Below are 18,853 nucleotides of genomic sequence, written 5' to 3' on the forward strand. Positions count from 1 at the left end.
GGTCGGGTGCGGTGCGGTGGCAGGCGGTGCGGTGCGGTCGGGGCTTCCCGCGTGCCCCTGCGCGGCGGCCGCCAAACTCCGGGGCGGCGGACACCGGAGCCGTTTGCCCCCGCGCGTCGGGGTTACCCGGAGCCGTATCCGCATCGGCACACGCAGCCGCGTTCGTGGCACGCCGTGAGCAGGACCACGACCCGACGCCACGCCCCGCGGCAGACCGACCGGCCCGCCGCGTACGCACCGCGCACCGCACACCACGACCGGGGAAAGATCCGATGAAGGACGCAGTCTCCATCGAACGGCCCGCCGTCTCCGCCTACACCGTGCCCGCCGACGCGCCGGAGGCCGACGGCACCTTCGCCTGGGACACCACGACCATCGTCGTCGCCGAGATCACCGCGGGCGACGCGACGGGCACGGGCTGGACCTACGCGCCCGCCGCCGCGGCCGCGCTCGTGGCCGAGCAACTCGGCCCCGCCGTCATGGGACTCGACGCCCTCGACATCCCCGCCGCGCACGACGCGATGACGAAGGCGGTCCGCGACACCGGCCGTCCGGCCGCCGCCTGCGCGATCTCGGCGGTGGACATCGCCCTGTGGGACCTCAAGGCCCGCCTTCTCGAACTCCCCCTCGTACGCCTGCTCGGCGCGGCCCGCGACGAGGTCCCGGTCTACGGGAGCGGCGGCTTCACGACGTACCACGACACCCATCTCGCCGCGCAGCTGAACGGCTGGGTGCACGGCCAGCACATCCCGCGCGTGAAGATAAGGATCGGTGAGAGCCGGGGCCGCGCGGCGGCCCGCGACGTGTTCCGGGTGCGCACCGCGCGCGAAGTCATCGGCCCGCAGGCCGAGTTGTACGTCGATGCCGGTGGCGGCTACACGCGCAAGCAGGCGGTACGGGTGGGCAGGGTGCTCGCCGAGCACGGTGTCGGCTGGTTCGAGGAGCCGGTGCCGTCGGACGACCTGCGCGGGCTCGCGCTGATCAGGGACGCGCTGGTGTGCGACGTGGCGGCGGGCGGGTACGGCTACGACCTGCCCTGCTTCGCGCGCACGATCCCCTCGGTGGACTGCCTGCAGGCCGACGCGACGCGCTGCGGCGGGCTCACCGAATGGCTGCGCGTCGCGGCCCTCGCCCAGGCCCACGGCCTGGAGGTCTCGGCGCACCGCGCGCCGCACGCGCACGCCGCAGTGGCCGCGTGCGTGCCGAACCTGCGGCACGTCGAGTGGTTCCACGACCACGTGCGGATCGAGTCGATGTTCTTCGCGGGGGCGCTCGACCCGACCGGCGGCTCCGTCCGTCCGGACGGCGGCATCGGGCACGGCCTCGCCCTGCGCACGGACGACGTGGAGGAATTCCGGGTCGCGTGAGCGCCCTCGCGCCTGGCACGCTCCGCGCATGGAGAACCCGCACATGGAGAACCCGCGCGTGGAGAACGCAGAAGTACTGCTCATCGGGGGCCGGTCCGGGGTCGGCAAGACGTCCGTCGGCCTGGAAGTCGCGGCACGGCTCCGGGCCGCGGACATCGGCCACGCGCTGATCGAGGGCGACCTGCTCGACCTGGTCCACCCGGCGCCGAGGGACGATCCGGACCGCTCGCGGATCACCGAGCGGAACCTGGCGGCGCTCTGGGCCAACTACACGGAGCTCGGCTGCCGTCGGCTCGTGTACACGAACACGGCGAGCGTGCTCGGCAGCGAGGAGCGGCTGTTCACACGTGCCCTCGATGGACCGCGCATCATCCGCGTCCTGCTCACGGCCACGGACGCGACGGTGGAACAGCGTCTGACGGCCCGCGAGCAGGGCTCGGAACTCGAACAGCAGCTGCGCCGCAGCGAGTTCATGGCCCGCCACCTGAGCGCGCACACTCCACCGGACGCCCACCGCATCGCCACGGACGGCCGCGACGTACGCGACATCGCGGCGCGGGTGGTGGCGGCGACGGGCTGGGCAACGGGAAGCACCCCACGGGGAACATGTGACGAAGGCCACACCATGGGCGGGTTTCCTCCGGGGTAGGCGGCGCGTGATCGCTCGGGTTCGCACCCGGGAAGCACCATCGGAAACACGGAGGTATCCATGTCCTCGAAGCGACGCCGCAAGAAGAAGGCCCGCCGCAAGAACGGCGCGAACCACGGCAGCCGTCCCCAGTCGTAGGGCGGGCGTGACCGTCGGGGGCGGCACCGGACGGTGCCGCCCCCGACGGGCTTGCGGGGCCCGGGAGTTGACCGGAGGAGTCGGCGGAACGCGGTCGCCGATGGCGGTGGCGGGAGCACGGGCAATCATGAAATCGTTGCGGGGCCGGTGGGGCTGGTCGAAGAGGTGAGGGCGTTCCAATCATGGAGATCCTGGGAACCACGCTGCGGATCTGCGTCGAGGACCTGGAGTCCTCGGTCGTGTTCTACGAGCGGCTCGCGGGCGGCAAGGCCATGCGCTTCGAACGCGGCGGCGTGTCCGTGGCCGCGGTCGGCTGCTTCCTGCTGATGAGCGGGCCCGAGGCGGAGCTCGAAGTGCTCCGCAAGGTCTCGGCGACCATCGCGGTGCGGGACGTGGACGAGGCGTACGCCGTCCTGAACGCCTCCGGCGCGCGCGTCATCGCGGGCCCGGTCCCGACCCCGGTCGGCCGCAACCTGATCGCGATGCACCCGGACGGCGCCGTCTTCGAGTACGTGGACCGCCGCGGCGGCACGGACTGACCCGTATCCTCCACGGCGGGGCAGGCTGCCCCGGACCGAACGGAGGACGGTGCGCGTGGCGAGCGGTACGGCGGGCGGTACGTCAGGCGGTGCGGAACGGACGTCGCTCAGCGCCCAGGCGCGCGAGGCCGTCCGGCAGCGCATCGTCGACCGCCGCTACGCGCTTGGCGCGCGCCTGGTCGAGCGTGAGGTCGCCGAGGAGCTGCGGATGTCCCGCGTCCCGGTCCGGGAGGCGCTGCGGGCGCTGGTCGCCGAGGGCCTCCTCGAACTCCTGCCGCACAGCGGCGTACGGGTGCGGCGCCTCGAACCCGCCGACGTGCAGCATCTGTACGAGGTGTGGGAGCCGCTGGCCGTCCAGGCGTCCCGGCTCGCGGCCCGCCAGGTGGCGGAGAGCTCCCCGGCCGAGCCGCCGGGGCTCGCCGCGCTGCGGGCCACCCTCGACCACGCGGAGGCGGCGTCGCGGGCCGACGACGGCCCGCGCGAGACCGCCGCGCACACGGCGTTCCACGAGGGCATCGTGGCACTCACCGGCAACCCCCTGCTCGCGCGCACCATGGAACAGCTGAGCTGGCAGCTCCAACTACTCTTCGGCATGCACGCGGAACCGGACCACATGCGCTCCCAGCACCGCCTCGTCTACCGGCACATCGCCGCGGGCGACGAGGAAACATCGGCGGCGAGCACGCTGCTACACGTCCGGGACAGCAGGGCGGTGGCGCTGCGGGCGCTGGGCCTGGGCGGGGGCCTGGGCGGCGGGCCTGAGCGGGCGGGCTCCAGCGGCCGGGCCTGAACGGGAGGTCCCAGCCGCGCGGGGGCGCGGGGGCCTGAGCGGCAGGCTTGAGCGGGCAAGCCCCAGCAGCCGGGCCTCAGCAACCCGCCCTTAGCAGCAGGCCGCAGCCGGGCGGTAGCGCTGCAGGCGCCTTTCTAGGAAAACGGGAGCCTGAGCAGCACGCCTCAGCAGCCCCACCCGCGCAGCCACAGCCCATCAGCCGGGCCCCAGCGGGCAGGCCCCAGCCGCGCGGCGGCACTGCGGGCGCCCTTCGAGGACAGCGGGGGCCCGAGCGGGCAGGCCTGAACAGCCGCACCCGAGCGACACGCCTCAGCGGGCGAGCCTCAGCAGCCCCACCCGCGCCGCCACGCCCCATCAGGCGGACCCGCGCAGCCCGGCCTCAGCGGGCAGGCCCCAGCCGGGCGGGGCGCAGCGGGCGCTCTTTGAGGGGACCCGCAGGCCTGAGCGGGCGAGCCCTAGCAATCCCCCCCCCGCAGCCCAGCCCCAGCCTCCACGCCTCGGCACCAGCCGCCCAGCTCTCCCCTCAAGGGAGGAGCAACCTCTTGCGGTATACCAGCGACAACTTCCCCACCTCACCCCTGCCCGGAATTACCTCCCAATACCTCGCAAGCCCCTCCCCCACCCTTGCAGGCACCCCACCATTGGTATACAAACTGGCGGACGCGTCCACTCCGCTCGCCCTCCCCAGGAGTCACCAGATGTGCGTTGAGAACACCCCGCCACCCGCCTCCCGCCTCACCCGGCGCGGCATCCTCGCGGGTGCCGCGGCGCTGGCGGGCACCACGGCGGCGCTCTCGGCGGCGGCGCCGGCCGCATCGGCGAGTCCGCAGCGGGCCGAGCGTCGCGGAGTCGGCGGCGATCTCGTCATCGACGGCGGCACCCTGCTCGACCCCGCGACCGGCGACGTCACCGAGGACGCGGTGGTCGTCATCGTCGGCGGCGTGGTCCGCTCGGCGGGCGCGCGCGGCAGGGCACGGGTGCCCGAGGGCATCGACGTGCTCGACGCGCACGGCACGTGGGTCCTGCCGGGGCTCGTCGAGGCGCACATCCACCTGAACACCGCGGCCGAGGCGCGGGACGCCGTGCTCAAGGGCGCGACCACCGCCCGCAGCGGTTCGACCAACTTCTACCAGGACATCGCCGTACGGGAACTGGCCCGCCAGGCGCCCGAGCTCGCGCCCCGGCTGCGCGCCGCGGGCATCTTCGTCACGCCCGACCTCGGCGACACGATCCTCGCCGACCCGGACCTGACCCCGCTCGCCAGGCTCCGGGACGGCGTGCGCTCACCCGAGGCGCTGCGCCGCGTCGTCGAGGTCAATCTCGCCCGGGGCGCCGACGTCATCAAGACCCGCGTGAACGAGCGCGCCGGGCTGCCCGAGCAGGACCCGCTCGCCCAGGTGTACGACCGCGAGCAGCTGTCCACCGTCGTCGCGGCAGCCCGCCGCGGCGGCAAGGGCGTGCTCTGCCACAGCTACAGCGAGAAGGGCTGTCACGACGCGGTCAGGGCGGGCATCCGCTCGCTGGAGCACGGCGTGTTCGTCGGCGAGCGCACCCTGCGCGAGATGCGGCGCAGGGGTACGTACTTCACGCCGACGCTCACCGCCATCGCCGGTCTCGCCGACTCCGACGACCCCGTGCTCGCCGAGCGCGGCCGCACCTACCTGCCGGTGCTCAAGCGCGCGGTGCGCGCCGCCCACGAGCTCGGGGTGCCGCTCGCCGCGGGCACGGACTCGTCCGGCGGCACCGTGGACCCGATCGGCGGCGAGGTGGAACTGATGCGCGCGGCGGGCCTGCCCGCGCTCGACGCGATCCGCACGGCCACCACGGGCGCCGCGCGCCTCCTGGGTCTGCAGGGCACCTCGGGCCGCATCGCGCGCGGCTTCGCCGGTGACGCGATCCTCCTCGACGGCGACCCCCTGACAGACGTGTCGGTCCTCAAGAAGCCCGTCCGCGTGATCCGCGCGGGCATCCCGGTCTGACCGCACCCACACACCCCGAAGGAGTCCCCATGACGCCACTGTCCCGCCGCGGCATGCTCGCCGGAGCCGCCGCCCTGGCCGGCACGGGAGCCGCCGCCTCGTCCGCCTCGCCCGCCGCGGCCGCGTCCGGCGCGCGCGACGACAGGCGCCGCAAGGCCGTGGTCTTCCGCGACGTACGCCCCCTCGGCGCGCGGAAGGCCGTGGACCTGACGGTGGTCGACGGCAGGATCACCGGCGGCCGCGCGCCGCACGGCGCCGAGGTGGTCGACTGCGACGGACGCATCGCACTGCCCTCGCTCGTGGACGCCCACATCCACCCGGACAAGACCACCTGGGGCGGGGACTGGGTGACGCGGAAGCCCGCGAGCGGCATCGCCGACTACTGCGCGCAGGACGTGGAGCTGTTCAAGAGCCAGTCCCGTCCGGTCGGCGAGCGCGCGTACGGCCTGATGGCGCACGCCGTGACCCGTGGCACCCGCGCGATGCGCGCCCACGTGGACGTGGCGCCCGCCTACGACCTGGCCGGTGTGGAGGGCGTCAACACGGCCCGTGAACGCCTGCGGCACGCGCTCGACGTACAGATCGTGGCGTTCCCCCAGCACGGCGTCGTACGGACCCCGGGCACGGCCGAGCTCCTAGAGGAGGCGGCCCGCTCGGGGCAGGTCGACCTGGTCGGCGGCATCGACCCGATCAGCTTCGACCACGCCATGGACGAGCAGCTCGACCTGGTCTTCGGCCTCGCGGACCGGCACGGCGTGGGCGTGGACATCCACCTGCACGACCGGGACGAGAAGGGCACGAAGGTCCTGCGGGCCATCATCGACCGCACCCGCGCGCTGTCCCTGCGCGGCAAGGTCACGGTCAGTCACGTCTTCTGCCTGCCGAACCTGTCCGACCGCGAACTGGACGTCATGGCCGCCGACTTGGGCGACCTGGACATCTCCCTGACCACCGTGGCGCCCAACGAGTCACTGGTCCTGCCCATCGCGAAACTGCGCGAGCACGGGGTGCGGGTCGGGCTCGGTTCGGACGGGGTGCGCGACTCGTGGAGCCCGTTCGGCAACGCGGACATGCTGCACCGCACGCACATCCTCGGCTGGGTCACCGACGTGCGCCTGGACGAGGAACTCGCGGACTGCTACCGCGTGGGCGCGCACGGCGGCTCGGACGTCATGGGCCTGGACCGCGCCGACCTGGAGCCGGGCGCCCCGGCCGACTTCGTCCTGGTCCGCGCCGAGTGCCTGCCGCAGGTCGTGGTGGACATGCCGCAGCGGGACATGGTGGTGCACGGCGGCCGCGTCGTGGCCAGGAACGGGAAGCTGGTGTAACTCCGCGAGTTCCGGCAGCGGTTCCGGGGCCCCACCGCCAGGTGGGGCCCCGCCCGCCTCACTCCCCCGGCGGCCGCATCCGGAAGTCGTACCGCGCCGCTATCTCCTCGCCGGTCGCCGCGGCCCACAGTTCGCCCACGGTCTCCGCGCCCTCCCGCAGGTCGGCCGCCTCGAAGCCCTCGTCGAAGACCGCCCGCACGCCGTCCATGTCGCCCTCGGCGAAGAGCAGTTGGGCCTCGGCGAGGCGGAACCTTCCTTCGGTCCGCGTCCGCGCGTGGAGCCGCTCCCACACCGCGCGGGCCGCCTCGGTCCGGCCCACCGCGAGCAGCGCGGCCATCGCCTCCCTGCCGAGCGCCGCGGTGGCCGCCGTCCAGAGTTCGCCGTCGTCCCTGCGCTCCTCGCAGAGGTCGTCGAAGGCGGCCGCGTAACTGTCCGCGGCCCGTTCCGCGTGCCCCTCGGTCTGGTCGGCGACGGCGAGACAGCGCAGCAACGGCCAGCGGGACGGGGCCAGTTCGAGGCCGCGCTCCCAGCTGCGGACGGCCTGCGCCCGGTCGCCCGCGTGCCACTGCGCGATCCCGAGGTGGTACTCGGCCTGCGGACGCGCGGGCGCGGTCTCCAGCATGTCGCGCCAGTGCGGCGACACCAGGGTCGGTCCCGGCGGGGCGACACGGCGCGGCTCGGGCACGGCCCCGGTGTGCAGCAGTTCGAGCCACGGCGCCTGCTCGGGGCCCAGCGTCGACTCGGCGAAGGGCGTGCCCGACAGCTTGTACTCGGCGCGCAGCACTTCGAGGGCGCCCCAGCCCGAGCCGGTGGCGAGCGACTCGCCCGGCTCGGTGTCGGCGCAGGTCAGCCACGCCTCGTAGGCGGCGTCGACGGCCTCGCGGGGCAGCGCTTCGGCGAGCCGCGCCGCGGCTTCGCCCCGCGCGCCGTCCCAGTCGTCGCCGTGCACCAGGTCGGGCCGCGCGGACAGCGGCCCGTACGACTCCAGCCAGCTGAACTCGCTCTCGGCGTCGAGGCGTACGTGTTCGAGCTGGGTGCGCGCGAGGCCCGCCTGGATCTCGGCGTAGCCCGGGGTGCCCGGCTCGGTGAGCCACTCCTGCCAGCGTCCGCCGCCGGTGCCGGTGCCCCAGACGAAGAGCTTGCGGCCGCGCAGCCGGTCCGTCGAGGTCTGCGCGAGCCCGTGCCCCTCGGCGTCGAGCGCGGCGATCCAGCGCCGGGTGTCGTCCGGCACGTCGTAGAAGTAGTCGGCGGGGTACTCGCTGCGCGTCGGGTACGTCCGGTCGACCCCGTCGCACTCCGGCACCGGCACCCGGTCGAGGCCGCCCGCGTACGCGAACCGCCACGCCTCGTCGGCGGGCGCGAGCACCCTGCGCTCCTGGGGCACGGCGATGTTCGACCACCAGTAGACGGGCACGGCCCTCTCGTGCGGATTGCGGATCCGCACGCCGACGTGCAGGAAGTCGGAGCCTTCCGGCAGCCACAGGTCCACCTGGAAGGGCACGTCGCGCAGCCGCTCCCACTCCCACAGGCGCAGCATCTCGCCGCCGTCGGGCGCGGTCACACGCGCGGCGTGCAGCGGCGCGCAGGACAGCGTGGTGTGCCCCGTGGCGCCGATGTTCCACTCGATGCCACCGGAGAACCAGGCGCCGTTGAGCGCGAAGGCGGCGGGCTGCAACACCGGGTTGCGGTAGAGGAGTTCGCGCCCTGTGGGTTTGTGGAAGAGGGAGTGGACGCGGCCGCCGTAGCCGGGCAGGACGGTGGCGCGCAGCCGGTCGTTCTCGATGACGATCGTGTCGATCGGCGTCTCGGTGCGGTCCCGGCCGTACCCGTCGACGAGCCGCACGGGCAGGATGCCGCGCAGCGGCTCGTAGCCGAGCTGGCGCGCCATGTCGCGCGGCAGCCCTTCCTTGGCACGCTCGTCCAGTGTGTGCACTTCGTCGAGCGGCCGCAGCGCGGGCAGGGGGTTCTCCGGACCCAACGGGGCGGCGGGCAGGGTCAGTACGTCACGGCGCACGGTGGTCTTCACGATCACCATGGAACACGTTCGACCGGGCGGCGACCAGGGGTTCTCCCGGTCAGGATTCCGCAAAGGCCGCCACGAGCAGATCCGCGAGGAGGTCACCGGCCGTGCCCTGCGGGTCGAGGTCGGGGTCGTAGATGGTGAGGTTGAGGCCGACGCAGCGCGGCGAGTTCACCAACGGCCGCAGCAGCGCGAGGAGTTCGTCGGGCAGGAGGCCGCCCGCGTCGGGGCTGTCGACGGCGGGCATCACGGTCGGGTCGAGTACGTCGGCGTCCAGGTGCACCCAGAAGCCGTCCAGGACGTCCACTTCGAGGGTCTCCACGACGGCGCGGGCGATGACCTCGGGGCCCCACTGCCTGATCTCGCCGACGGTGGCGTTGGAGATCTTCAGGTCCCTGAACTCGGCGCGGTCCTCGTCGTCGTCCCGCATCCCGAAGAGGCGTACGTCCTCGTCGCGCAGGTAGGGCCGCAGCCCCTCGATGTCGGTGAGGTCGTCCTGGCCGCGCCCGGTGGCGATGGCCAGCTCCTCACCGCCCGCGGCGCCGACCCCGCCGGAGTTCCCGGTGTGCCGGAAGTCCGCGGAGCCGTCGACAGCCGCGATGCCGTACCGCCCGACGCGGCGCAGCGCGAGTGCCGCGCCGAGCTGGATGGAACAGTCACCGCCGAGCACGACGAGGAAGTCCCCCGCGCGCACGTGGTGTTCGACGCGGTCGGCGAGCCGCACCGTGTAGGAGGCGATGGCGGCCGCGTTGAAGACGCCGTCGCCCTCTTGCCAGTCCCCGCGGTCGTAGCGCGGCGGCACCACGACCCCGCCCTCGAAGGCGCCGAGCCTGCGCAGGATCCCCCGCTCGCGCATGGCCCCCGCCAGCTTGTAGCAGCCGGGCACGGTGCCGGGGGCGGGCGGGCGCAGGCCCAGGTTCGAGGGGGCGTCGACGACCACGATGTTTCGCATGCGGCTCATCCTCGGCGACGCGGGCCGCTGTCTTCAAGACCTTTCGGGACCGGCGGTGACGGCCCAGCGTTCGTGGTCGCGCCAGGCCCCGTCGATGAAGAGGAAGTCCGGCGAGAAGCCCTCGAGCCGGAAGCCGCCGCGTCGGACGAGCGCGATGGAGGCGGCGTTCCCCGGCTGGATGTTGGCCTCCAGGCGGTGCAGGTCGAGGGCTCCGAAGGCGTACGCCGTGACGAGGTCGAGCCCCTCGGACATCAGACCGCGCCCCGCGGCGTGCGCGAACGCGCCGTATCCCAGGGCGCCGCAGCGGAACGCGCTCCGGACGATGTTGTTGATGTTGATGAAGCCGCCGATGGCGCCGCTGTCGCGCTCGCAGACCAGGAACCCGGCCTTCGTCGGGTCCTCGATGAGCACCCGGGCGTACGCGCGGTAGGCGTCGTCGCCCGACGGCGGAAAGAGCCAGGGCCTGTGCAGGTCCTGGCTCTCTCGCGTACGGGCGGTGAACTCGGCGGAGTCCGCGTGGGTGAAGTGACGTATGCCCACGCGGGGGCCTTCGGCGAGATAACTTGCGTGGTCGGACATCCGGCCACGCTATCCACTGCCCGCCGGGGTCACACGGCGGCGGTCACTCCGGGGGCATCTTCCAGAACTGCCAGGCCACGTTCGCGCAGTCCCGCACGTTGATTCCCGCGTGCTCGCTCGGGTCGCCGTTCTCCTGGATGCTCAGACACTGGCGGTTCACTCCGGAGCGCAGCCACGAACCCTCCAGCTTCCACTGCTGGTTGGCCAGGCCGTGGCAGTCGCCGACCGCCTGGGCCGGGGCGTCGATCTCTCCGTTGCGTACGTCCAGGCAGTGCAGCTCCGCGCGATTGCGCAGCTTTCCGCCCTCCCAGAACCAGAGCTGATTGCCGGTGCCCCGGCAGGTCTGCACTTCTACGTTGTCGCCGTTGGTGGCCAGGCACTTGTCGTGCAGGGCGCTGCGGATGTCGAAGTCGGCCCGTGGCCCGGCCGCGGACGCGTGTTCCGGCGCGTGATCGGCCGCGTAGCCGGACTGTGAGGTGGCGAGGAGGGGCAGGGCGGCGAAGGCGAGCGCGGCGGTGCCGCGCATCAGGTTCTTTGTCACGGAGCAGGGTGTATCGGGCAAAGGGCGGGTTCTGGAATGCCCAGGAACCGGAACCCACCCGTCCGAGTGAAGGATTTCACCGCCGAAACGACCCTGCGCACAGCCGCCGAAACGACCCTGCACGACCGCTCCGACCAGCTACTTCTTCGGGCACCTCTCGCCGTTCTTCACGACGCCGATGGCGACGGGACCTCGGTCGAACTGCTGACCGGCGGCCGGGGACTGCGTGCACACCTTCCAGCTCAGCGGCCACAGGACGTGCCGGTGGGCGCCGCTGACGTCCCGCACGTCGACGCGCGTGCGGTAGTCGAGGGTCGAGAAGACGTGCATCAGGCCCCGCCCCCGGAGCTCCGGCATCGGCGGCCCCGCCGCGGCCGCCGTGGTCACCGCCAGCAGGGTCGCCGCGGCCGCGCCGCCCACCACCACGCCCGCGCGCCGCAGCCGCGGCTTCACTGACACCCTCACTTGCGCCTCCTGACGAAGTAGGCCCCGCACAGAGCACCGATCAGGGCCGTGCCGAGCAGCGCCATCCACAGCGGCAGAGTCACTTCGGGGATCAGCAGTCGGATCTTGGTGCTGCGGGTGTTCTCGAAGATGAAGACCAGGGTGAGGACGGCGATCGCGGCGACGGCCACCCTGCCGGGTGTCATCAGCCCGCCGCCCTGGCCGCTGCTCTTGGAGCCGCCCGTGGAGGTGTTGGGGCTCATGGTGTGGACCCTTCCGTCGGAGGTACGTCCGGCCTCCCCCGGCACCAGCATGGGCAGCTGGGCCGGGTTCGCGCGCGGTGGGTGTGTCTCCGGGGTGGGCCGGTGGGCCAAGCGGGTGACGTCAGTGGTTGACGACGGGCAGGTCGAGGACGCCGGTGCCCTCGGGCGCGCCGGTCACCGTGACCGGCTTGACTCCCTTGTTCCCGCCGTACGCCCCGTCGCGCCCGCCGGTGCGGGCGTGGCGACGGGACAAGGGGACCTCCACGCGGCAGCTACTGACCGGTCAGTACCGGCCGAAGTCATGCTCCGTGAAGGGACCGGACCTCGGTAGGGGTCACACGAGCGCGGGCACGTCCAGCGTCAACGTCCCCGCGTCCGCGTCCAGTTCGCCCGGCACCCCGAACGGCACCGTCAGCGCCCCGTCGCAGTGCCCGAACCCGAACTCCGAAAGCACCGGCACGCCGAGGCCGCCGAGCCGGTCGGCGAGGAGCGCCCGCACCTCGTCGTGGGGCTCGCACTCCTTCCAGGAGCCGAGCACGATGCCCGCGACGCCCTCCAGCCAGCGGGCGCGCAGGAGTTGGGTGAGGATTCGGTCCAGGCTGTACGCCTCTTCCCCGATGTCCTCGATGCAGAGCAGGCCGCCGCGCGCGGACGCCCGCGCGTGCGGGGTGGCGAGTTCGGCGGCGAGCAGCGACACGCAGCCGCCGAGCGTGACGCCCCTGGCCCGGCCGCCGACCAGCGCGCGGGCGTCCGGGGACGCGGCGCGGATCACCTGGGCGTCCCGCGGCGCGAACAGCGTGGTGCGCAGGTGCTCCTGGGTCCGCGCGTTCTTGAGGAAGTCGAGCACGCCCGTCATGGGCCCGTGCAGCGTGGCGACACCGAGCCGGTTGGCGAAGGCCTCGTGCAGCGGGGTGATGTCGCTGTAGCCGAGGAACACCTTCGGCCCGCCGCTCCGCGTCGCCTCCCGCATCGCGGACCAGTCGACGAGGTCCACCATCCGCTGCGATCCGTACCCGCCCTTGGCGCAGAACACGGCGGACACCGACGGGTCGCACCACGCCCGCGTCAGGTCCTCGGCGCGGGCGGCGTCCGCGCCAGCGAGATAGTCGAACTCCGGGTGCCGGTCCAGGACATGGGGCATGACGAGCGGGTCGAGGTCCCAGCCGCGCAGGATGTCCAGGCCCGCCTGGAGCGCGTCCTCGGGCACCGGACCGCTGGGCGCCACGACGGCCACCCGCGCGCCGGGAACGAGGCGCGCGGGCCGGTCGAGCGGTCTCACTTGGCGAGCTCCAGGGTCGGCACGCGTCCGGCGAGGTCGATCCTGAACACCTGGGCGTACAGGGACAGTTCGGCCTCCAGGGCGCGGATCATGGTGTCGGCGCGGCGGAAACCGTGCCCCTCCCCCTCGAAGGCGATGTAGGCGTGCGGGACGCCGCGCCCCTCGATCCTGGCGAGGAACCGCTCGGCCTGCGCGGGCGGGCAGATCACGTCGTCGAGCCCCTGGAGGAGCAGGAACGGCGTGGTGATCCGGTCGGCCCTGGTCACCGGCGAGCGCTCCGCGTACCGCCCCGGCACCTCGTCGAGCGGGCCCACGATGGAGTGCAGGTACCGCGACTCGAAGTCGTGGGTCTCCCCGGACGCGAACGCGGTGAGGTCGAGGACCGGGTAGATGATGGTGCCGCAGGCGTAGACGTCGGTGCTGGTCAGCGAGGCCGCCGTGGTCCAGCCGCCCGCGCTGCCGCCGCGGATCGCGAGGCGGCTGCGGTCGGCGGTCCCCTCGTCGGCGAGGGCGAGGGCGACGGCCGCGCAGTCGTCGACGTCGACGCTGCCCCACTGCTCGCGCAGCCGGTTGCGGTAGGCACGCCCGTACCCGGTGGAGCCGCCGTAGTTGACCTCGGCGACGCCGATGCCGCGCGAGGTGAAGTAGGCGATGGCCAGGTCGAGCACGAGCGGCGAGCGGCTGGTGGGCCCGCCGTGCGCCCACACCACGTAGGGCGGCAGTTCGTCGTCGGGGGCGACGTGGCCCGGGTGGTGCGGCGGGTAGACGTGGGCGTGGATCTCGCGTCCCGCGGGGCCCGCGAAGGTGCGGATCCGCGGTTCCGGGTAGTACGTGGCGTCCACCGGGTCGTCGTGGGCGGCGCCGATCACGCGGGCGCGTCCTGTGCCGGTGTCCAGTTCCACCACTTCGTACGCGCTGCGCGGGCTCGCCGCGATGCCGACGACGCGGGACCCGTGCGCGGCGACGGTGGCCGCCCACTCCGTCCAGGGGCCCGCCGCGTCGACGACCTCGCCGGTCTCGGGGTCGAGTATGCCGAGCGCGGTGGCGCCCTTGCCGTGCACGACGGCGATCAGACCGCTCTCCAGCGGCGCGAACCAGCTCAGGCCGATCATCCAGAGCGGCCCCGCGAACTCCTCCTGGCGCGGACAGAGCGCGTGGGCGCGGGCGCTGTCGTCGGGTGCCGCGCGGTACAGGTTCCACCAGCCGGTGCGGTCGCTGGCGAAGAGCAGCCGCCCGTCCGGCGCCCACTCCACCTGGGCGACGGACTCCTCGGGGCCGCCCGCGAACACGCGCGCCGCACCGAAGGTGCCGTCGGGCCGCAGCTCGGCGAGCATCAGCTCGGTGCCGTCCCACGGCATCCGCGGATGGTCCCAGGCGAGCCAGGCCGCGTGGGTGCCGTCGGGCGAGATCCGCGGTCCGGTGACGAACCGGTGCCGGTCGTCGGAGAGTTCGCGCACCGCGCCCCGGTCGTCGGCCGCCGAGCCGTCGAGCGGCACCGCGGCGATGACGCGGCGCACGTCGGTGGGCGCGGGACCGGTGAACTCCTCCAGGACGCACCACACTTCGCCACGCTCCGCGCGCAGCACCGGATCGGCCCAGCGCAGCCCGCCGCCCACGGCGGAGAGCGGGGTCAGGGGGCGCGGTCCCGCACCGCGGCCGCCACCTGGGGCATCGGGTTCGTACGCGTACAGGCGCTGGTCGGCGAAGTTCACGAAGACCACGAGCGGGCCTTCGGGCCCCTCGGCGCCCGCCCAGGGGCGGCCGCCGTACTCGATGACCCTGCTGCGCACGTTCCACGGGGCCGGCAGCACGGACTGCTCCGTTCCGTCGGGCAGCCGCCGCACCAGCGCGCGCCGTCCGGCCTCGACGGGCCGTGGCTCGGTCCACCACGCCTCGGCGCCGACGAATCCCGCGAACCCCGGCGCGCCGTCGTGGGCGGCGGCGAGCTCGGCGTCGATGGGTGACGGCCATGATCCGTACGCCCGGGTCTGCATCATGTCCTTTACTTCCCCCATTTTTCCTAGGCCGTACGCAGATAGCGGTCGAGGACACGGACGCCGAAGTGCAGTGCGTCGACGGGGACGCATTCGTCGACCCCGTGGAAGAGCGCCTGGTAGTCGAAGTCCTCCGGTGTCCTCAGCGGCGAGAAGCCGTAGCCGGTGATGCCGAGCCGAGAGAACTGCTTGGCGTCCGTGCCGCCCGACATGCAGTACGGCACGACGTGCCCCTCTGGCGCGAACTCCTCGACGGCCGCACGCATCTTCGCGTACGTCGGCGAGTCGACCGGCGCCTGCAGTGCCACCTCGCGGTGGTGGAACTCCCAGTCGACGTCAGGGCCCGTGAGCCGGTCAAGCGTGCGGCGGAACTCTTCCTCGCCGCCGGGCAGAAAGCGGCCGTCGACATAGGCCACGGCTTCCCCGGGGACCACATTGACCTTGTAGCCCGACTGCAGCATCGTCGGGTTGGCGCTGTTGCGGACGGTCGGCTCGACGAGGTCGGCGGTCGTTCCGAGCTTCTCGAGCAGCGCGTCGACGTCGAATCCGGGCGCCTCCGGGTCGGTCTCCAGGCCGTAGAGCGTGGCGAGTTCGACCAGCGAGGCCCGCACGGTCGGGGTGAGCCGCACCGGCCAGCGGTACTCCCCGATGCGGGTGACGGCGGCGGCGAGCCTGCTCACGGCGTTGGCGCGGTTGACCTTCGAGCCGTGGCCCGCGGTGCCGCGCGCGGTGAGTTTGAGCCAGCCGGTGCCGCGCTCGCCCGCCGCGATGGGGTAGATCTGGTTGCCACGCCCGTCGTGGAAGGTGAAGGCCCCCGACTCGCTGATGCCTTCCGTACAGCCTTCGAAGAGCGAGGCGTGCTGGTCGGCGAGGAATCCCGAGCCGTCCTCGGCGCTGGCCTCCTCGTCGGCGGTGAAGGCGATCACGATGTCCCGCCTGGGCCGCACTCCGGCGCGTGCCCAGCCCCGTACGACGGAGAGGATCATCGCGTCCATGTTCTTCATGTCGATCGCGCCGCGGCCCCAGACGACGCCGTCGCGGATCTCCCCGGAGAAGGGGTCCACGCTCCAGTCGGCGGCCTGCGCGGGCACCACGTCCAGGTGGCCGTGGACGAGCAGCGCGTCGGCCGACGGGTCGGTGCCCTCGATGCGGGCGACGACGTTGGTGCGTCCCGGGGTGCGCTCCAGGAGGACGGGGGCCAGGCCCGCGTCGGCGAGCCGCTCGGCGCAGTACTCGGCGGCGGGCCGCTCGCGGCAGTCGCCGCTGCCGCGGTTGGTGGTGTCGATGCGGATGAGCTCGGAGGTGAACGCCACGACCTCGTCGAGGGCGCGGGCGTCCACCGAGGGGTCGTGGTCCGACTCCTGAGCCTGCTCCTGATCCTGCTGCTGGTCAGCCATACTGCTCCTCCACGGCGGCAGAGGCGATCGTGGTAACCGCCTTGAAGGTACGGATCCCCTCGTACATCGTCTCGCTGACATAGGCGACCTTGCGCTCCCCCGTACGGCGCACACCGGGCACCACGGTCGCCGCCATCGACAGGTGTTCCGCGTCGAACTCGACCTCCACGGTGAACGGCCCGTCGGCCGCCGGTTCCCCGCGTACCGCGAGTCCCGCCGCCTCCTTCGCCGCCGACCTGATGTCGGCGGCGGTGCGGGCCGGGGTGCGGCAGACCGCCGCGTACCGCGAGACGTGGTCCTTCACGGCGACCTTCAGCGCGCCCGGCGCGTAGCCGAGCGCGTCCTCGCAGGCGAGGTCGTCGCCGGTGACGAGCACGACGGGGACGCCGTACTCGGCGACGACGCGCGCGTTCAGGAGCCCCTCGCTGGCGCGCACGCCGTTGAGCCACACGCCGGTGATCTGGTTGGCCAGGTAGGTGTGCGCGAGGACGCCCTCCATGCCGGCGCCCGCGTGGTAGCCGATGAACGCGATGCCGTCCACGTCACCGTGCTGCACGCCCTCCACCATGGACAGCGACTTGTGCCGCCCGGTGAGCATCTCGGCCCGCTCGTCCAGCTCTTCGAGGAGCAGGTTGCGCATGGTCCAGTGCGCCTCGTTGATGAGCACCTCGTCGGCGCCGCCGTCGAAGAAGCCGAGCACGGCGGCGTTGACGTCCGAGGTGAACATCGCCCTGCACCGCTCCCATTGAGCGGTGCCCGGCAGCACGTCGGCCGGCCAGGTCACTCCCGTGGCGCCCTCCATGTCGGCGCTGATGAGGATCTTCATGGCGCCCCACCGTACCCGCCGCCGGATGCCCGGGCCATGGGCGGCGTGGACACCCCCGTCAGCGGTTCACCTCCCCGTGATCCGCTGACGAGGGATCATGCTCAGCGCATCCACTCCGAATAGAAGTTGGGCAGGCCGGGCTGGGGGTCGCTGACGCAGGTGGCCTCGTGGTACTTGGGGTTCTGTGCCAGGTCGCTCTGCATCTGGTCGTAGCAGGCCTGCCAGGAGTCGAACGACTCTCCCCCGACGGGCTGCCAGCCGTCACCGGGCGGCGGGCCCGCGGCGAAGGCGGTGGAGCTGGTCAGCGGAATGGCGATCGCCGCTGCTCCGACAGCGAGACCGATACCGACACGAGTACGCCAGGACTTCATGGTTGACTCCTTGCTCATCGGCCCGTTCCGAGCTGGTCATGCTCAGAAATGGGGCGAACCGACCGTTCCATCGTGTCGCATCGGGCTCGCGCCCCTCCAGGGACTCAGGGGCACCCTGGGGGAACGAACGGGCACAAAAAGACTGACCTGGCGTACGCCCGTCCAACTGTCCGGGTCACGGCGCGGGCTGCTGCTGGGTGACGCAGTGGATTCCGCCGCCGCCCGCGCCGAGCCTGTCGATGTCGATCTGTTCGACGGTCCGCCCCGGGTACAGCCGGGCGAGCGCCGCCTTCGCCGCCGCGTCCGCCGTGGAATCGCCGAAGTGCGCGCAGATCACCGCGTCGTTGCAGAGGTAGTAGTTGGCGTACGAGGCGAGGAACTTCGGGTCCCTGGAACGGATCTTGTCGTAGTCGGGGCCCTGCAGCTTGGTCGCCGCGATCGGCTGTCCTTCGGCGTTCGTGGCGGCGGACAGGACCCGGAACTGTGCGCGGGCGTCCTTGGCGTACGCGTCGTCGTCCGCGTCCAGGGGCCACTGCACGAGCGCCCTGCCGGAGGCGAGGAAGCGCGAGGTGGCGTCGACGTGGTCGTCGGTGATGTCCTGGCCGCGCACGCCGTCGAACCAGATGACCTGGTCGGCGCCGTACGCCTCGCACATCGCGTCGGTAAGGTGCGCCTCGGACATCCCGGGGTTGCGGTTGCCGTTGAGGAGGCTGCTGCGCGTGGCCATCAGGGTGCCCGCGCCGTCCTGCTCGATCGCGCCGCCCTCGCCCACCAGGCCCGCGCCGGTGAACCTCACCCCGGCCAGGGCGGCGATCCGCTCGGCGACGCGCGCGTCCTTGGCGTGCTGCTGCTTGCCGCCCCAGCCGTTGAAGTGCAGCCCGACCGCGTCGAGGCCGCCCGCGCCGTCGGTGCGGAACACCGGTCCCGAGTCGCGCATCCAGCAGTCGTCGACCGGCACGGAGGTGATGATCTCGACCGAACTCCCGCATAGGGAGCGGGCCTTGGCGGCGCTCGCCGGGTTGGCGCACAGGGTGACGGGCTCGTGCTTGGCGACCGTCCGCGCGATGAGGGCTATGTCGGCCTGGACCCCGCCGAGTTGGCGCCCCCAGATCGCGCTGCTGTCCGGCCAGGCCATCCACGTCTTGGTGTGCCTGACGTCCTCGGCGGGGACGGCGAAGGAGCCCGCCCGGGCCGCCCCGCGCGGCCCCGGCGTGGATCCGGCCCAGGCCTCGGCGCCCACCAGGGCCGCGCCCGCGGTGGCCGCCGCGGCCGCCGTCAGGAACGTGCGCCTGCTCGGGGACGGCCTCTTGTGGCGAGGTGTTGTGGGATGGTCGTTCACTGGTGCCTCCTTGGTTGGACGGGGTTGGACGGGGTTGGACGGTGTTGGACGGGGTTGG

Annotated in this window: 20 protein-coding genes; 7 read left to right on the top strand and 13 right to left on the bottom strand. The window is 73.1% G+C overall.

Annotation, left to right across the window (positions count from 1 at the left end; translation table 11 throughout):
• Positions 1-272: 272 nt before the first annotated feature.
• From CP970_RS06245 to CP970_RS06270, 7 genes are all read left to right on the top strand, one after another.
• Entirely contained in the window at positions 273-1,367 is a 1,095-nt protein-coding gene (locus tag CP970_RS06245) for an enolase C-terminal domain-like protein (RefSeq protein ID WP_055551376.1), read from the top strand.
• A gap of 28 nt (positions 1,368-1,395) precedes the next feature.
• Complete coding sequence (locus tag CP970_RS06250) at positions 1,396-2,016, top strand: hypothetical protein (protein ID WP_398654674.1); 621 nt, start codon at positions 1,396-1,398, stop codon at positions 2,014-2,016.
• A gap of 60 nt (positions 2,017-2,076) precedes the next feature.
• Positions 2,077-2,154, top strand: coding sequence for a 50S ribosomal protein bL37 (locus CP970_RS45935; RefSeq protein WP_370443954.1), 78 nt, complete (start codon positions 2,077-2,079; stop codon positions 2,152-2,154).
• Between the two features lie 182 nt (positions 2,155-2,336).
• Positions 2,337-2,693: a VOC family protein gene (locus CP970_RS06255; RefSeq protein ID WP_055551378.1), complete on the top strand. Its 357-nt coding sequence runs from the start codon at positions 2,337-2,339 to the stop codon at positions 2,691-2,693.
• A 55-nt stretch (positions 2,694-2,748) separates the two neighbouring features.
• Entirely contained in the window at positions 2,749-3,483 is a 735-nt protein-coding gene (locus CP970_RS06260) for a GntR family transcriptional regulator (RefSeq protein ID WP_224058286.1), read from the top strand.
• 698 nt (positions 3,484-4,181) lie between these two features.
• The gene (locus CP970_RS06265) at positions 4,182-5,462 is read left to right on the top strand and encodes an amidohydrolase family protein (RefSeq protein WP_150493051.1); all 1,281 of its coding nucleotides are present in this window, start codon (positions 4,182-4,184) and stop codon (positions 5,460-5,462) included.
• A gap of 29 nt (positions 5,463-5,491) precedes the next feature.
• Complete coding sequence (locus CP970_RS06270) at positions 5,492-6,790, top strand: amidohydrolase family protein (protein ID WP_055548490.1); 1,299 nt, start codon at positions 5,492-5,494, stop codon at positions 6,788-6,790.
• 58 nt (positions 6,791-6,848) lie between these two features.
• Here CP970_RS06270 and CP970_RS06275 read toward each other — a convergent pair whose 3' ends face one another.
• The 13 genes from CP970_RS06275 to CP970_RS06330 form a co-directional block, all read right to left on the bottom strand.
• Positions 6,849-8,825, bottom strand: coding sequence for a DUF5107 domain-containing protein (locus CP970_RS06275; protein WP_191094877.1), 1,977 nt, complete (start codon positions 8,823-8,825; stop codon positions 6,849-6,851).
• Between the two features lie 40 nt (positions 8,826-8,865).
• Positions 8,866-9,762 (bottom strand): arginase family protein, encoded by an 897-nt coding sequence (locus tag CP970_RS06280; RefSeq protein ID WP_055548489.1) that lies wholly within the window; start codon positions 9,760-9,762, stop codon positions 8,866-8,868.
• Between the two features lie 33 nt (positions 9,763-9,795).
• Positions 9,796-10,341 (bottom strand): GNAT family N-acetyltransferase, encoded by a 546-nt coding sequence (locus CP970_RS06285; RefSeq protein WP_055548487.1) that lies wholly within the window; start codon positions 10,339-10,341, stop codon positions 9,796-9,798.
• A 43-nt stretch (positions 10,342-10,384) separates the two neighbouring features.
• On the bottom strand, positions 10,385-10,882 hold the full coding sequence (locus CP970_RS06290) for an RICIN domain-containing protein (protein WP_150493053.1): 498 nt from the start codon (positions 10,880-10,882) through the stop codon (positions 10,385-10,387).
• A 138-nt stretch (positions 10,883-11,020) separates the two neighbouring features.
• A complete protein-coding gene (locus CP970_RS06295) occupies positions 11,021-11,347 on the bottom strand; it encodes a hypothetical protein (protein WP_224058288.1) in 327 nt (108 codons plus the stop codon).
• Entirely contained in the window at positions 11,344-11,589 is a 246-nt protein-coding gene (locus tag CP970_RS06300) for a LapA family protein (RefSeq protein ID WP_055548497.1), read from the bottom strand. Before CP970_RS06300 ends, CP970_RS06295 begins: the two co-directional genes overlap by 4 nt.
• A 121-nt stretch (positions 11,590-11,710) precedes the next feature.
• The gene (locus tag CP970_RS45490) at positions 11,711-11,842 is read right to left on the bottom strand and encodes a hypothetical protein (protein ID WP_263406823.1); all 132 of its coding nucleotides are present in this window, start codon (positions 11,840-11,842) and stop codon (positions 11,711-11,713) included.
• Between the two features lie 81 nt (positions 11,843-11,923).
• A complete protein-coding gene (locus tag CP970_RS44765) occupies positions 11,924-12,868 on the bottom strand; it encodes a S66 peptidase family protein (RefSeq protein WP_055548482.1) in 945 nt (314 codons plus the stop codon).
• Positions 12,865-14,862 carry a S9 family peptidase gene (locus CP970_RS06310; protein ID WP_055548495.1) on the bottom strand — a complete coding sequence of 666 codons (1,998 nt, stop codon included), beginning with the start codon at positions 14,860-14,862 and terminating at the stop codon, positions 12,865-12,867. Before CP970_RS06310 ends, CP970_RS44765 begins: the two co-directional genes overlap by 4 nt.
• Before the next feature lie 26 nt (positions 14,863-14,888).
• Positions 14,889-16,259 (bottom strand): M20/M25/M40 family metallo-hydrolase, encoded by a 1,371-nt coding sequence (locus CP970_RS06315; RefSeq protein ID WP_055548481.1) that lies wholly within the window; start codon positions 16,257-16,259, stop codon positions 14,889-14,891.
• On the bottom strand, positions 16,252-17,085 hold the full coding sequence (locus tag CP970_RS06320; RefSeq protein ID WP_055548479.1) for a M55 family metallopeptidase: 834 nt from the start codon (positions 17,083-17,085) through the stop codon (positions 16,252-16,254). The genes CP970_RS06315 and CP970_RS06320 overlap by 8 nt, the downstream gene beginning before the upstream one ends.
• Before the next feature lie 101 nt (positions 17,086-17,186).
• On the bottom strand, positions 17,187-17,456 hold the full coding sequence (locus tag CP970_RS44050) for a hypothetical protein (protein ID WP_063806105.1): 270 nt from the start codon (positions 17,454-17,456) through the stop codon (positions 17,187-17,189).
• 175 nt (positions 17,457-17,631) lie between these two features.
• Positions 17,632-18,795: an agmatine deiminase family protein gene (locus tag CP970_RS06330; protein ID WP_055548477.1), complete on the bottom strand. Its 1,164-nt coding sequence runs from the start codon at positions 18,793-18,795 to the stop codon at positions 17,632-17,634.
• Between the last annotated feature and the right edge of the window lie 58 nt (positions 18,796-18,853).

The organism is Streptomyces kanamyceticus (assembly GCF_008704495.1).
Lineage (GTDB): Bacteria > Actinomycetota > Actinomycetes > Streptomycetales > Streptomycetaceae > Streptomyces > Streptomyces kanamyceticus.

Coding starts and splice junctions, on each gene's coding strand:
- CP970_RS06245 (WP_055551376.1), top strand. CDS start 273: ATGAAGGACGCAGTCTCCATCGAACGGCCCGCCGTCTCCGCCTACACC.
- CP970_RS06250 (WP_398654674.1), top strand. CDS start 1,396: ATGGAGAACCCGCACATGGAGAACCCGCGCGTGGAGAACGCAGAAGTA.
- CP970_RS45935 (WP_370443954.1), top strand. CDS start 2,077: ATGTCCTCGAAGCGACGCCGCAAGAAGAAGGCCCGCCGCAAGAACGGC.
- CP970_RS06255 (WP_055551378.1), top strand. CDS start 2,337: ATGGAGATCCTGGGAACCACGCTGCGGATCTGCGTCGAGGACCTGGAG.
- CP970_RS06265 (WP_150493051.1), top strand. CDS start 4,182: ATGTGCGTTGAGAACACCCCGCCACCCGCCTCCCGCCTCACCCGGCGC.
- CP970_RS06270 (WP_055548490.1), top strand. CDS start 5,492: ATGACGCCACTGTCCCGCCGCGGCATGCTCGCCGGAGCCGCCGCCCTG.
- CP970_RS06275 (WP_191094877.1), bottom strand. CDS start 8,825: ATGGTGATCGTGAAGACCACCGTGCGCCGTGACGTACTGACCCTGCCC.
- CP970_RS06280 (WP_055548489.1), bottom strand. CDS start 9,762: ATGCGAAACATCGTGGTCGTCGACGCCCCCTCGAACCTGGGCCTGCGC.
- CP970_RS06285 (WP_055548487.1), bottom strand. CDS start 10,341: ATGTCCGACCACGCAAGTTATCTCGCCGAAGGCCCCCGCGTGGGCATA.
- CP970_RS06300 (WP_055548497.1), bottom strand. CDS start 11,589: ATGAGCCCCAACACCTCCACGGGCGGCTCCAAGAGCAGCGGCCAGGGC.
- CP970_RS06310 (WP_055548495.1), bottom strand. CDS start 14,862: ATGCAGACCCGGGCGTACGGATCATGGCCGTCACCCATCGACGCCGAG.
- CP970_RS06315 (WP_055548481.1), bottom strand. CDS start 16,259: ATGGCTGACCAGCAGCAGGATCAGGAGCAGGCTCAGGAGTCGGACCAC.
- CP970_RS06320 (WP_055548479.1), bottom strand. CDS start 17,085: ATGAAGATCCTCATCAGCGCCGACATGGAGGGCGCCACGGGAGTGACC.
- CP970_RS44050 (WP_063806105.1), bottom strand. CDS start 17,456: ATGAAGTCCTGGCGTACTCGTGTCGGTATCGGTCTCGCTGTCGGAGCA.